The following is a 13,263-nucleotide window of genomic DNA, read 5'->3' as shown; positions in this document are numbered from 1 at the left end:
AAGTCGACCCCCGACCGGCGTGTTACAAGGGTCATGGGGGTCGACCCTGGTTTAACCCGGTGCGGGGTTGGCGTCGTTGAAGGTGGGTTAGGATCCTCCCTGAAGCTCATTGCCGTGGGCGTCATTCGTACTCCTGCCGACCTCGATCATGCACACCGACTACTGCGCATCCACGACGGGCTGGAGGAGTGGCGTGACCACACCCGCCCCGATGCCATTGCCGTCGAGAAAGTGTTTGCCCAGCACAACCGCAATACGGTAGCTGGTACCGCTCAGGCAGCCGGAATCGCGATGATGATTGCCGCCCGGCATGGTCTTCCAGTTGCTCTTCACACTCCAAGTGAGGTTAAAGCGGCAATCTCGGGTTCAGGACGAGCCGACAAAGCCCAGGTGGGTTTCATGGTGGCACGGGTGTTGCGGCTCTCGGCTCCTCCCAAGCCTGCTGATGCTGCCGACGCTGTCGCCTTGGCGATCTGCCACCTGTGGCGTGGCGGGGCGGCTCGTCGCATTGAAGCTGCTGTGGCTACGCAACGACGCGGTCGGCGTGTGCCCCGTTCTTGGAAGGACCTAGCCCGGTGATTTCCCATTTTTCCGGCACGGTAAGTGCTGCCGGCCCGACTTGGGTCGTCCTTGACAATCATGGGGTCGGTATCAAGGTGCTATGCCCTCCTGCCACAGCTGCGAGTGCTCGCATCAACCAAGATATGTCCCTGCACACTTCCCTGGTTGTGAGAGAGGAGTCCCTGACTCTTTACGGGTTCGTCGAAGCTGATGATCGCGATGCTTTTGAGCTGGTGCAAACCGCGTCGGGAGTCGGTCCCAAATTAGCTGCAGCGATTATGAGTGTCCTTGATGCTGCTCAGCTAGCCACGGCGATTACCGAAGAAGATGACGCAACTCTATGCCGCGTTCCCGGTATTGGTCGCAAAGGTGCGGCGAAAATGATCCTGGAGCTCAAGGACAAGGTCGCAGCCCTTGCCCCACGCGGAGCTTCGGCGAGCGGAGCAACCCATGTGGCCGCACCGTGGCGGGAACAGGTGGCGGAAGGGCTGGTCGGCTTGGGCTGGTCGACTAAAGACGCGGAGAAGGCCGTCGACAAGGTGGTTGCTCTCAAGGAAGCCGATCCAGCTATGAGCATCGGCAACCTCATGCGAGCGGCGTTGCGTAGTTTGGCGCGGTGACATGTCGGATGCCTCTGGCAGACTGATAAGAGTCGTCAGGAAGGAGAATGTCGGTGGAACACTCGCCCGTCGATCCGTCGGCCGAACCCCCTGAAAAGGCTGAAGAAGCAGCTTTACGTCCTGGCGCACTGGCAGAGTTCGGAGGACAACAGCGAGTCGCCGATCAGCTAGGTCTGGTCCTTGCCGCGTCGAAGTCCCGTGGTACGACCCCCGACCATGTTCTGCTGTCGGGACCGCCAGGTCTTGGGAAGACGACCTTGGCCATGATTATTGCCTCCGAAATGTCGGCACCAATCCGTATTTCCTCGGGTCCTGCCATTCAGCACGCCGGGGATCTGGCTGCGATCTTGTCCTCGTTAGTACCCGGCGAAGTGTTCTTTCTTGACGAGATCCACCGGATGTCCAAGCCTGCCGAAGAAATGCTTTACCTGGCTATGGAGGATTTCCGGGTCGACGTTGTTGTGGGTAAAGGGCCGGGAGCTACCGCGATTCCGATTGAGATACCACCGTTCACGCTGGTGGGGGCGACGACGCGAGCCGGGCTGCTTCCGGGGCCGTTGCGTGACCGCTTCGGTTTTACTGCCCAGCTTGACTACTACGAGGTAGCCGATCTCGAACGAATCGTGACGCGATCGGCTGGGGTCATCGGAGTTGAGCTTGCTGAAGGTGCGGCGCACACGATTGCGTCGCGGTCTCGCGGTACGCCCCGTATCGCGAACCGCTTGCTGCGACGGGTCCGTGACTGGGCAGACGTTCATCATGAGTCTCCTGTGACGCCGCAAGGAGCCGAGACCGCCCTTGACCTCTACGAGGTTGATCCGTTGGGTCTGGACCGCCTCGACAGGGCGGTTCTCCATGCGGTGTGTCTAAAGTTCGGGGGCGGGCCGGTAGGCTTGTCAACCCTTGCTATTAGCGTGGGGGAGGAACCACAGACGGTTGAGGAAGTTGCTGAACCTTTCCTGGTACGACTTGGTTTTCTCATGCGCACCCCGAGGGGCCGCGTCGCTACGGATCGAGCTTGGCGACATCTCGGCCTTGAACCACCTCCCGACAGTTCCGGTGAGGGGCTGTTCTGACCACATTGACCGAGTCGGGGTAGCATGACCCCGGTCACCCCCGAAGACAAGGAACGTTTTATGCCTCTTCTCGCTAGCCCGCTGGGCGGATTCATGCCCCTGCTGATCATTTTTATCGTGCTCATTGGTTTCACGGTGTGGCAGGGCAAGCGGCAGGTCAAAAAGCAGCAGGAGGAGCGCGCTCAACTCGAGTCACGTCTTGAGGTTGGTACTCGCGTCGTGCTGAGCAGCGGCCTGTTCGTAACCATTACCCATATCGGGGACAAACAAGCCGTGGTTGAGCTTGCCCCGGGCGTTGAGGTGAGCGTTCTCAAGCAGGCGATTGTTCGGCCCGCTGGTGACGAGGAGGAGTTCGCGTTCGCTGATGACGTCCTGACCGAGAACTCCACGGCTCATGATGATGTCGCTACCGAACCGGCGAGTGATGTGCTGACCTCTCCCGAGGCCTCGGCTGTAAATGCTCATACCTCTGATGAGCAGCCGCAGGCCTGATATCCACCAAGATCAAGGAATTTATTCGACGTGGCAACGAAAAAGCGAACACATCATCCGGGTAGAACCTTGGTGATCTTCCTGGTAATCATCATTGTCATGTACGTACTCATGGGAGTTATGCGTACTTGGTCACCCAAGCTCGGCTTGGACCTCAGGGGAGGCACCTCCGTTACTCTGACAGCCAAGACGGAAGACGGCAAAGCTCCGTCAGCGACGAGTCTCGAGCAAGCCCGTCTCATCATCGGGCAGCGAGTGAACGCGCTCGGAGTGGGCGAATCATCGGTCAAGACGATGGGTGATCGCAACATCGTCGTGTCGGCCCCGAACGTCGAGAGCTCCAAGCTTGTGGAGATGGTCGGTCAGACCGCTCAACTTGGATTCCGTATGGTCTATGCAGAGGAACCAGTGAGCCAGAAGAGCCCGACCCCCGGAAAGGCAAAGCCATCTGCACCATCTGCCCTTCCTACTGTTGAGCCTAGTGCCAGCGCCTCGGCTACCCCAGATGCGTCTGCTAGTTCCAAGGGTGGTACCACATCCAGTGCTTCGCAGTACAACGAGAAGGATCCTCAGTCGGCTGCCAAGATGGTAAAGGCTGCCGAGGAGTGGAAACCCACGCCTGAAGATCAGAAGGCCTTCGAGGACTATAAGTGTGCGAAGTCGGTTGATTCGCCAGATGATAAGTCACTCGTGACCTGTGATCGTGAACGCACCATGAAATATTTGTTGTCCCCGGTCGCCATTACCGGTACCCAGGTGGTTAGTGCTGATTCAGGTATCCCGCAAGGGCAGTTGTCCTACGTGGTTAACTTGAAATTCAATTCCATTGGCACCACCTCGTTCAGTGACGCTACGACATACCTGTGTTCTAAGATGAGCCCGCAGAATCAGTTTGCGGTCGTCCTTGATGGTAAAGTCATCTCTTCCCCGCAGCTCAACGGCGATACCGGCGCGTCCTGCCCGATTAACGGTGGCGAGGCTCAGATCTCTGGTCACTTCACCCAAGACAGCGCGGCTGATCTCGCCAACGTCTTGAAATACGGTGCTCTTCCTCTGTCGTTCGATATTTCCAGCGTCGACAACATTTCGCCTACCCTTGGGGGTGAGCAGCTTCGAGCTGGCATTATCGCTGGCATCATTGGCCTTATTCTGGTCGGCGGCTACTGCTTGCTGTACTACCGGGGCCTGGGATTGGTGACCCTTGGCTCCCTCGTCATTGCTGGTATCACTACCTACGCAGCCATGGTGTTGCTCGGCGAGGCCGTCGGATTCACTCTTTCGCTGGCTGGTATCGCCGGCGCGATCGTGGCTATCGGCGTGACAACAGACTCCTTTATCGTTTACTTCGAACGCATCCGAGACGAGATCCGCGAGGGTCGTACGCTACGCACGGCTCTTCAGACTGGTTGGGCAAAGGCCCGGGGCACGATCCTCATGGCTGACGGCGTGTCCCTATTGTCTGCCATCGTCTTGTTCGTGCTGTCTGTAGATCAGGTGAAGGGATTTGCCTTCACTCTCGGTCTGACCACAGTGATCGACCTCATTATTTGTTTCTTCTTCACCCATCCCATCGTGACCGTGTTGGGACGCACAAGGTTCTGGGGAGAAGGCCGACGCGGTTCTGGCCTCGAGGCGGAGCATATGGGCGTGACTGAGAGCCAGCTGCTTGGTCGGAGAAGCAGGCGATCTGCTTCAAGAGCAAAGCGCACCATCGAGTCGGAGGAGGCCTGAGATGGCTGACGACATGAACGCCCGGACCTCGTATGTTGCTACAAAGCGTCCTAGCGACGGCGCGACCAGCAAGAAGCGCAAGCATAACTTCACCCATGCCCTGTACACCGGTGAGATCTCCTACGGGTTTATCCAGCGCCGCAAGATCTGGTACACCATCACTGCAGCCGTCATCATCATCTCGTTTATCGGCCTGCTAATACGTGGTCTGAATCTCGGTATTGAGTTCAAGGGTGGCGTGCAGTTCCGAGCTCCGGCCCACGTTGCTACCTCTACTATCGACGAGGTCCGAAAGTCGGTGCTGTCCTCGGGTGCTCCCGATATGGACGCAACTGAGGTCGTCAGCCTCGGCTCGGATGCTGTTCAGGTGCAGACTCGGGCTCTCAACAGTGACGAGACTACGAAGGTTCAGGAGGCCATTGCTAAGGCCACCGGGACGAAGACGAGCTCGGTCACCTACTCTAAGGTCGGCAGTCAGTGGGGTGAGCAGATCACTGGCAAGGCCATTAAGGCGTTGGTGGTATTCCTGGTCTTGGTGATGCTGCAGATTTGGGCCTATTTCCGGCATTGGAAGATGTCTATTGCTGCTTTGGTGGCCCTCTTACACGATCTCATCGTCACCATCGGTATCTATGCGCTGGTTGGATTCACGGTTTCACCGTCAACAGTCATTGGTGTGCTAACGATTCTGGGCTATTCGTTGTACGACACCGTCGTGGTCTTCGATAAGGTGCGCGAGAATGTCCAGGACATCGACAAGCGTGATTACACCTTTGCTGAGGGCGCTAACCGAGCCGTCAACCAGGTGCTGGTGCGGTCTATTAACACCACCATCGTGGGCGTGCTACCCGTCGCCGCGTTGCTCTTCGCTGGTGCCTTTGTGCTGGGGTCCGGGCCGCTCGAAGACCTTGGCCTGGCCCTGTTCGTCGGAATGATCGTTGGTGCCTACTCCTCGATCTTCATTGCAACCCCGGTGTTTACCCAATTGCGTGAGCACGAGCCAGCCATGAAAGAGCACACTGCGCGTGTTCTGCGTCGCCGTGAGCGGGCCGCTCAGAAGGCACCACAGGTAACCGCTGAGACCGTTGCCGCGGAAGGTCCACGCGACGTTACGACTATCACCGGGGGCGATCGTCACCAGCCACGTCGTTTTACCCGTGCCGAGAGGAAGAAATGACCTACCGTAAGGACCTCATTGCTAGCCTGATCCGGGATGTCCCGGACTTTCCGGAGCCCGGGGTCACTTTTAAGGACATTACTCCGCTACTGGCAAATCCCAATGGCTATGCGGCTGCGGTCTCTGAACTCGTAGACACTGCTTCTCGTGACGTGGACGTCGTCCTCGGTATGGAGGCACGTGGATTCATGTTCGCTGGGCCGGTAGCTCTCTCCCTCGGAGCGGGATTTGTTCCTGTCCGCAAACCCGGGAAACTTCCTGGCGACGTCTACTCTCAGTCATTCGTGCTGGAGTACGGCTCTGCGACCCTGACAGTCCATCAGGATGCGGTGCAGCCTAGTTCCAAGGTGCTCATCGTCGATGACGTCCTCGCGACAGCCGGCACAGTTCGCGCTACGGCCTCTCTCGTGGAGCAGTTGGGCGCAGAACTGGTTGGTGTATCGGTGCTCATAGAGCTGTCGGCTCTGGGCGGTCGCGAGAAACTCGATCGCGCCGGAATCGGCCCTGTCAACGCAGTTCTCACAATCTGATCATGGTCTCGGAATCACCCGAATCCTCGGGACGCCATAGCGTCTTCGAACAGACCGCTTTGGTCAAGCTTCCATTCAAAGCGACTGAACCTTTTTGGGAGCTGGTTAAGCGATTGGCCTGGTCGGCGGTATTGCTGCTGGTCAGTACGTTGATTGTGTGGGTCGATCGAGACTCGTATGTTGATTCCACCGCTGGAGACGGCGTCTCGCTCATTGACGCCTTTTACTATTCAACGGTCACCGTCACCACCACAGGTTACGGTGACATCACCCCAGTCGCGCCGCATGCGCGGCTCATCAACGCCCTCATCATCACGCCGTTACGCATCACTTTCCTGGTGCTGTTAGTCGGTACCACCCTTGAGATGCTGGCCAATGAGGGGCGACGCGGCCTGCTCGATAGTGCTTGGAGGAAGCGTATGAGGAATCACACCGTCGTCATCGGGTATGGCACGAAAGGTCGCAGCGCGGTCAATACGTTGCGTAACCACGATGTCCCCGTCGAGAAGATCGTCGTCATTGATTCCCGCCCCTCTGCTGTAGCTGAGGCCAACCGGTCCGGGCTGGCCGCCTTCGAGGGAGACGCCACTCGCCGTGATCTCTTGAGGCGAGCTGAGATTAGTAAGGCGCGGGAGGTCGTCATTACCCTCAACCGAGACGACTCGGCGATTCTGACGACGCTGACGGTGCGCCAGCTCAACCCGCGTTGCCACATCGTGGTTTCCGGTCGAGAGGACGAGAACCTCCCGCTGCTGCGCGAGTCTGGTGCCGACGCTGCCGTCACATCTGCTGACGCGGTGGGACGATTGCTCGGGCTGTCGTCGGTTAACCCGTACGTTGGCACCGTCGTGGACGATTTGTTGTCCAGCTCCAAGGGCATGGAAGTCGTTCAGCGAATGGTCTCCGAGAGCGAGGTGGGCGCACGTCCAGCCGATATTCAAAACGAACGGGTGCTAGCCGTCATTCGAAACGACGTGCTGCGCAACTTCTACGATCCCTCGGTCGGTCAGCTGCAGGCCGGTGACGTCATCGTGGTCGTGCGCAAAGCGGTTCCACGTCGCCATGAACCACAAACTGAAAGCGACCTGGTGCGCTGAGAACAGCGCTAGAGGACTGACCTTGCTGTCAGCGCTGGTTGCACCTAGCCCTCGGGCAGCACACTCAACCGACACTGAGACGCGGCATACCACTAGAATGAGAGGTCTAGCTTGCCAGGAGGTGACGCGATGACCGACGATAGCGTCTATGGCCCGTACGGTTCGGGCAAGGGAACCCTGGGCAAGCCGAAGCCGGGTCAACAGCGTTCCCAGCCCCGCATGCGGATGCGCGAGCGCATTGTCCGGTGGGGGACGCCGAAACCACCAGCCCCAACGCAAAGCGTCACCGATCCCTTAATTTCGGTCGTGCTGGCCAACCACCCCAAGGCTGATACCGCCATCATCGAGCGGGCATATCGCACTGCTGAGCATTACCACCGCGGACAGTCTCGTAAGTCTGGTGATCCCTACATCACACATCCACTCGCGGTGACGATGATCCTCGCTGAGCTTGGCATGGACGAGCGGACGCTATGTGCCGGCCTCCTGCACGACACCGTCGAAGACACGTCCTACACTAACGAACAGCTCACTGCTGATTTCGGTGAAGAAATCGCCCTTCTCGTCGATGGGGTCACTAAGCTCGACAAAGTCCAATACGGGGATTCTGCGAAAGCTGAGACCATTCGCAAGATGGTCATCGCGATGAGCCGAGATATTCGGGTTCTCGTCATCAAGCTGGCAGATCGGCTGCATAATATGCGCACGCTAGGGTTTCTACGTCCCGATAAGCAAAACCGTATTGCCAAGGAAACCCTCGAGATTTTCGCCCCGCTAGCTCACCGCCTCGGGATGAATGCCATCAAGTGGGAGCTGGAAGACCTGTGCTTCTCCACCCTTAACCCGAAGCTCTACGACGAGATCGTCCATATGGTTGCGGAGCGGGCTCCGCAACGGGAGGCGCAACTCAAAGACGTCATCTCAATCGTTCGTCAGGACCTTGACGAAGCAGGCATCAAGGCCACCGTCTACGGACGACCGAAGCATTACTACTCGATCTATCAAAAGATGGTGGTACGGGGCCGGGATTTCTCTGACATCTACGACCTCACTGGTCTGCGCATCCTTGTCGACACTCCACGCGATTGTTACGCAGCCCTCGGTGTCATGCACGTGCGATGGAACCCTCTTCCGGGTCGGTTTAAGGACTACATCGCGATGCCCAAGTACAACATGTACCAGTCTTTGCACACCACGGTGTTGGGGCCGGGCGGCCAGCCGGTCGAGTTGCAAATCCGCACTCACGAGATGCACCGGCGCGCTGAGTATGGTGTGGCAGCCCACTGGAAGTATAAGGAAAACCCCAATGCTGTCGGTCGGGGGATTCAGCCTGACGGCACAGATCTTTCGTGGGTGCAGTCTCTCAACCAGTGGTCCAAGGAGGAATCTGATCCCAGCGAGTTCCTGGACTCGCTGCGCTTCGAGATTAACTCTCGCGAGGTGTATGTCTTTACCCCCAAGGGCGATGTTATGAGCCTTCCTCAGGGCGCCACTCCGGTTGACTTCGCCTATGCCGTCCACACCGAGGTTGGTCACCGTTGTATCGGCGCCAGGGTGAACGGTAAACTTGTCACCCTCGATACCAAACTTAACAACGGCGACGTCGTCGATATCCTCACGTCGAACGCGCCTGATGCGGGGCCCAGTCGGGACTGGCTGGGGTTCATCGCTTCTCCCCGTGCTCGTTCCAAGATTAAGTCTTACTTCACTAAGGAGCGCCGCGAGGAGTCCATTGAAGCCGGCAAGGACGCTATCGCAAAGCAGCTACGTCAAGCCGGTGTGCCGTTACAATCGTTGCTAACTGTCGAGTACCTTACCGCGGTGGCCGACGACCTCCGGGTGCCCGACATCAACGCCTTGTATGCAGCGGTAGGAGAGCACAACGCCAGCGCCCAGTCCGTCGTCGAGAAGCTCATCGCATTGGGTGGCGGTCCGGAAGAGGCCACTGCCGATGTCGAGGAAGAACTGGCGGTTGGCGTCAAGGCGCCGCATCGTCGTCGCAGTGGCGAAACTGGGGTTATGGTCGACGGCGATCCGGATATGCTCGTCAAGCTGGCTCGATGCTGTACCCCGCTGCCCGGCGATCCCATCATGGGATTCGTGACGCGCTATGACGGCGTTTCAGTACATCGAACAGATTGCTCCAATGCCAAGAATCTTCTTGAGCACCCGGAGCGCATCGTTTCGGTGTCGTGGTCTGATGATCGGCAAGAGAGCTACCAGGTCACTATCCAGGTGGAAGGCCTTGATCGTGCCGGTTTGTTGCTCGATACCTTTCGGGTTTTCGCCGAGCAGGGGGTAAGCGTCATTTCAGCCAATATGAGTACCTCAAAGTCTCATCTCGCTCGATTGCGGCTTACCTTCGAAGCCCCCGATCCGACTCACCTCAAGCACCTTGCTGAGTCGATTCGTCGAATCTCGGGGGTTTACGACGTCTTCCGTGTAAAGTCTTGAAAGTTGCCCAGAACGCCAACGGCCCCGGATCTGAGAAGTGTTCCGAGGCCGTTAGCGGTGACCATCAGGCGCTAAACTCGTCGAGTGCCTTCTGAGCCTCGTCGAGCCAGGTCTGGTAGGTCTTGATCGATTCGCGAGCCTTGTCGGCATCCTTAGTACGACCAGCGGCCTCAGCCTTCTCGACCTGGGCGTTTAACTTGTCGATTTGGGCGCTGAACATATCGACGGTGGCGCGAGCACGTTCGCGAGCCTGCGGATCGGTGCGTTTCCATTCGGCTTCCTCAGCGGAGTGGACCTGACGCTCCAAGTCACGGACGCGGGCGTCAATACGTTTCATGGCGTCGCGAGGAACTCGACCAACCTCATTGAATTTTTCGAGGAATGCGCGGAGCTTGACCTTGGCCTCTTCAATGTCCTTGACGGGCAGAATATCCTTTTCTGCTTCGTCAAGGAGCTGCTCTTTGACCTCCTGGTTACCGCGGTATTCTTCGTCCTGCTGGCTTTGGGCCGCGGTGCGGGCGTCGAAGAACGTGTCCTGGATAGCGCGGAACTCCTTCCAGAGCTTGTCATCGACATCGCGGGGAGCAGGTCCGGCGGCCTTCCATCGGTTCATGAGATCGCGGAACTGGCGAGAGGTCTCGCCCCAGGCGGTCGACTCGGCCAGCGGACGAGCCTCCTCAATGATGTGCTCCTTGACGACGCGGGCGCGCTCGCGCAGGTGGTTCTGCTCAGCCATGTGCTGCTTGCGACGACGGGTAAATGCGGTGCGAGCACCGGAAAAACGGTGCCACAACTCGTCGTCAGTCGTCTTGTCGATACGGGGGAGACGGCGCCACTGGTCAAGTAGATCGCGAAACTTTCCGATGCCACCACGCCAGTCACTGCCAGCAGCAATAGCCTCTGCCTGGGCTACCATTTCCTCCTTAGCTTGCTTGGCGCGGGCCTTAGCTTCAGCGCGCTCCTCACGGCGGGTCTCCGCCTTGGCGTCAATAGTGGGGGTCAATGCCTCCACTCGGGCTGCGAGAGATTCCAGATCGCCAACGGCATTGGCCTCATGGATAGATGTGACGAGTTTACTGGCGGCCGACCGTGCCTCCTCCGGCGAGGCGGTGCCCGAGCTCACTCGTGATTCCAGCAGCGACACCTCGGTCTCGAGGGCGCGATAGCGGCGCACGAAGAATTCAAGGGCTTCCTCGCTAGTGGAGTCCGGCACCTGGCCGACAGACCTCTCCCCGTCACTAGTTCGGACGTAAACGGTGCCGTCATCATCGACGCGGCCGAAGGACTGCGGAGCTTGTGCGTGACTCATACGCCCCATCTTGCCCGATAAACTGCCAAACGTGTTCATCGCGTCCTTTATCACAGGTCCTTTTCAGACCAATTGCTATCTGCTAGCGCGCGAACAGGGGTCTGAGTGCGTCATCGTCGATCCCGGTATGGGCGCTGAAGAGTTCCTTGGTGATGCCCTGAGAACCCATCGCCTCGTTCCAGTGGCGATCGCTGTGACCCACGGCCACATCGACCATATTGGTTCTGCTCGACAGGTCGGGGACGAGTACGGCATCCCGGTGCTGTGCCCTCGTGACGACCGTCACCTGCTCAGCGACCCGATGGCCGGGCTTTCCGACTTCGCCCGCCCGCTTATCGAACAGTGGTATGGGTCGACGACCCTGCGTGAGCCAGAAGAAGTCGTCGACGTTGAGCCCTTCTCCCATCACCAGTTCGCCAACCTCGACCTGGAGTTCTTGCATGCACCGGGCCACACCCCGGGTTGTTCCATGATTCGTACGATCGACGCCGAGTTTGGTCCGATCGTCATGTCAGGAGACGTCGTTTTTGCCGGATCTATCGGACGTACTGACATGCCAGGCAGCGACCCTGCCCAGATGTCACACAGCCTCTCCGACGTCGTGTGGCCCCTGGATGATTCCACCCATGTGCTCCCCGGACACGGCGGACCAACGACGATGGCCAATGAACGTCTGACCAATCCGTTCTTGGGGCGCCGCTAGGCCTCACTGCATGCGAATGCACCCGATCGCCCTCAGACTGGCACAATAAAGGCTGCGGGGTGACCCGCTGTTGTTCTCAACTTTTCGAAGGATTTCCTCATGGCCCGTCTCAAGCCCCTGTCCGGTTTTCCCGAGTTCCTGCCCTCAGGACAGATGGTAGAGAACCATGTGACCCAGATTCTTGAGGAGACCTTCGAGCTTCATGGCTTCGTACCGATTCGTACTCGCGCCGTCGAGCCGATGGAACAGCTCACTCGCAAGGGAGAAATCGATAAAGAAGTCTACGTCGTCGACCGGCTGCACGCCGACCCGCACGACACGCGTTCCGGGAAGGATCGCCTTGGCCTGCACTTCGACCTGACCGTCCCGTTTGCACGTTACGTACTGGAGAATGCTGGACATCTGTATTTCCCGTTCCGCCGGTACCAGATTCAGAAAGTGTGGCGTGGCGAGCGTCCGCAGGAGGGTCGCTACCGCGAGTTCACCCAGGCCGATATCGACATTGTTGGTGACCAGATCCTTGCTGAGCACCACGACGTCGAAACTCCGCTAGTGATGCTGTCAGCCCTTGAACGACTGCACACTGAGCTGGGATTTCCGACCGTTACGATGCACGTCAACAACCGCAAGCTCTCCGAAGGGTTCTATCGCGGGCTCGGCATCGCCGATCCGATGGCGGTGCTACAGCGGGTCGACAAGTACGACAAGATTGGCCCGGACGCCGTCCGCAAGCTGCTTGTCGACGAGTTGAACCTTTCTGATGACGCCGCGGCTAAGTGCGTCGCTCTGGCCTCTATTCAGTCGGCCGACGACTCCTTTATTGCCAAGGTACGCGAGTTGGGGGTGGCCAATGAGATGCTCGAGGAGGGCCTGGACTCCCTTAACCGGGTAGTTGCTGCTGTTAATAAGGCGGTTCCCGGACGCATGGTTGCCAACCTCAAAATCGCTCGCGGGCTCGACTACTACACCGGAACCGTCTACGAAACCGAGCTCACCGGCCACGAGTCGATGGGTTCAGTATGCTCGGGGGGTCGTTATGAGTCCCTTGCTTCCGATGGTAAACATGTCTACCCGGGTGTGGGCATCTCTCTGGGCCTCACCCGTTTGCTGGCGCCGATCCTTTCCCGCGGCGAGCTGTCTTCCTCGCGTTCGGTTCCTTCGGCGGTTCTCGTTGCCGTTAATACTGAGGAGGATCGCGCTACTTCGGAGGTCGTCGCTTCCGCATTGCGTTCCCGCGGCATCCCATGCGAGGTAGCTCCGAAGGCTGACAAGTTCGGGAAGCAGATCAAGCATGCTGATCGTCGCGGTATACCGTTTGTGTGGTTCCCAGGCGTCAAACACGCCGACCACCGTGACGCCGACACCGTCAAGGACATTCGGTCGGGCGATCAGGTTGAGGCTGATGCTGGGGCGTGGAACCCGCCTACCGAAGACCTTCATCCCGGTGTGATCGGTACCTGGTGACCTCGGCCACGATGGCTCCCAGTAGACCTGGGACGTTGCGACGGCGTGA

At 58.7% G+C, this 13,263-nt stretch carries 12 protein-coding genes; 11 read left to right on the top strand and 1 reads right to left on the bottom strand.

Annotated features, from left to right (window positions below):
- The first annotated feature begins 33 nt into the window (after positions 1-33).
- The 9 genes from ruvC (at position 34) to LRP59_RS05685 (ending at position 9,738) form a co-directional block, all read left to right on the top strand.
- A complete protein-coding gene (ruvC, locus tag LRP59_RS05725) occupies positions 34-579 on the top strand; it encodes a crossover junction endodeoxyribonuclease RuvC (protein ID WP_002513555.1) in 546 nt (181 codons plus the stop codon).
- On the top strand, positions 576-1,181 hold the full coding sequence (gene ruvA, locus LRP59_RS05720; RefSeq protein ID WP_002513554.1) for a Holliday junction branch migration protein RuvA: 606 nt from the start codon (positions 576-578) through the stop codon (positions 1,179-1,181). Before ruvC ends, ruvA begins: the two co-directional genes overlap by 4 nt.
- 47 nt (positions 1,182-1,228) lie before the next feature.
- The gene (gene ruvB / locus LRP59_RS05715) at positions 1,229-2,257 is read left to right on the top strand and encodes a Holliday junction branch migration DNA helicase RuvB (protein WP_002521605.1); all 1,029 of its coding nucleotides are present in this window, start codon (positions 1,229-1,231) and stop codon (positions 2,255-2,257) included.
- 24 nt (positions 2,258-2,281) lie between these two features.
- The gene (gene yajC / locus LRP59_RS05710; protein ID WP_002513552.1) at positions 2,282-2,749 is read left to right on the top strand and encodes a preprotein translocase subunit YajC; all 468 of its coding nucleotides are present in this window, start codon (positions 2,282-2,284) and stop codon (positions 2,747-2,749) included.
- 72 nt (positions 2,750-2,821) lie between these two features.
- Positions 2,822-4,480 carry a protein translocase subunit SecD gene (secD, locus tag LRP59_RS05705; protein WP_032504748.1) on the top strand — a complete coding sequence of 553 codons (1,659 nt, stop codon included), beginning with the start codon at positions 2,822-2,824 and terminating at the stop codon, positions 4,478-4,480.
- Position 4,481: 1 nt separating this feature from the next.
- On the top strand, positions 4,482-5,657 hold the full coding sequence (gene secF / locus LRP59_RS05700; RefSeq protein ID WP_002513550.1) for a protein translocase subunit SecF: 1,176 nt from the start codon (positions 4,482-4,484) through the stop codon (positions 5,655-5,657).
- Positions 5,654-6,187, top strand: coding sequence for an adenine phosphoribosyltransferase (locus LRP59_RS05695; protein WP_002513549.1), 534 nt, complete (start codon positions 5,654-5,656; stop codon positions 6,185-6,187). Before secF ends, LRP59_RS05695 begins: the two co-directional genes overlap by 4 nt.
- Before the next feature lie 2 nt (positions 6,188-6,189).
- A complete protein-coding gene (locus LRP59_RS05690) occupies positions 6,190-7,284 on the top strand; it encodes a TrkA family potassium uptake protein (RefSeq protein WP_002513548.1) in 1,095 nt (364 codons plus the stop codon).
- A gap of 129 nt (positions 7,285-7,413) precedes the next feature.
- A complete protein-coding gene (locus LRP59_RS05685) occupies positions 7,414-9,738 on the top strand; it encodes a bifunctional (p)ppGpp synthetase/guanosine-3',5'-bis(diphosphate) 3'-pyrophosphohydrolase (RefSeq protein WP_002513547.1) in 2,325 nt (774 codons plus the stop codon).
- 64 nt (positions 9,739-9,802) lie between these two features.
- Here the strand turns inward: LRP59_RS05685 and LRP59_RS05680 are convergent, their stop codons facing one another.
- The gene (locus tag LRP59_RS05680; RefSeq protein ID WP_002521601.1) at positions 9,803-11,101 is read right to left on the bottom strand and encodes a DUF349 domain-containing protein; all 1,299 of its coding nucleotides are present in this window, start codon (positions 11,099-11,101) and stop codon (positions 9,803-9,805) included.
- Between LRP59_RS05680 and LRP59_RS05675 the strand changes: the two genes are divergently transcribed.
- Both LRP59_RS05675 and hisS read left to right on the top strand, forming a co-directional pair.
- Positions 11,079-11,750 carry an MBL fold metallo-hydrolase gene (locus LRP59_RS05675; RefSeq protein ID WP_014604432.1) on the top strand — a complete coding sequence of 224 codons (672 nt, stop codon included), beginning with the start codon at positions 11,079-11,081 and terminating at the stop codon, positions 11,748-11,750. The two genes, LRP59_RS05680 and LRP59_RS05675, sit on opposite strands and share 23 nt — an antisense overlap.
- A 99-nt stretch (positions 11,751-11,849) precedes the next feature.
- Positions 11,850-13,214: a histidine--tRNA ligase gene (gene hisS / locus LRP59_RS05670; protein ID WP_002513544.1), complete on the top strand. Its 1,365-nt coding sequence runs from the start codon at positions 11,850-11,852 to the stop codon at positions 13,212-13,214.
- Positions 13,215-13,263: the final 49 nt, after the last annotated feature.

This window comes from Cutibacterium sp. 37298, assembly GCF_023838685.1.
Lineage (GTDB): Bacteria > Actinomycetota > Actinomycetes > Propionibacteriales > Propionibacteriaceae > Cutibacterium > Cutibacterium acnes.
This window is presented reverse-complemented; position numbering and strand designations above follow the sequence as displayed.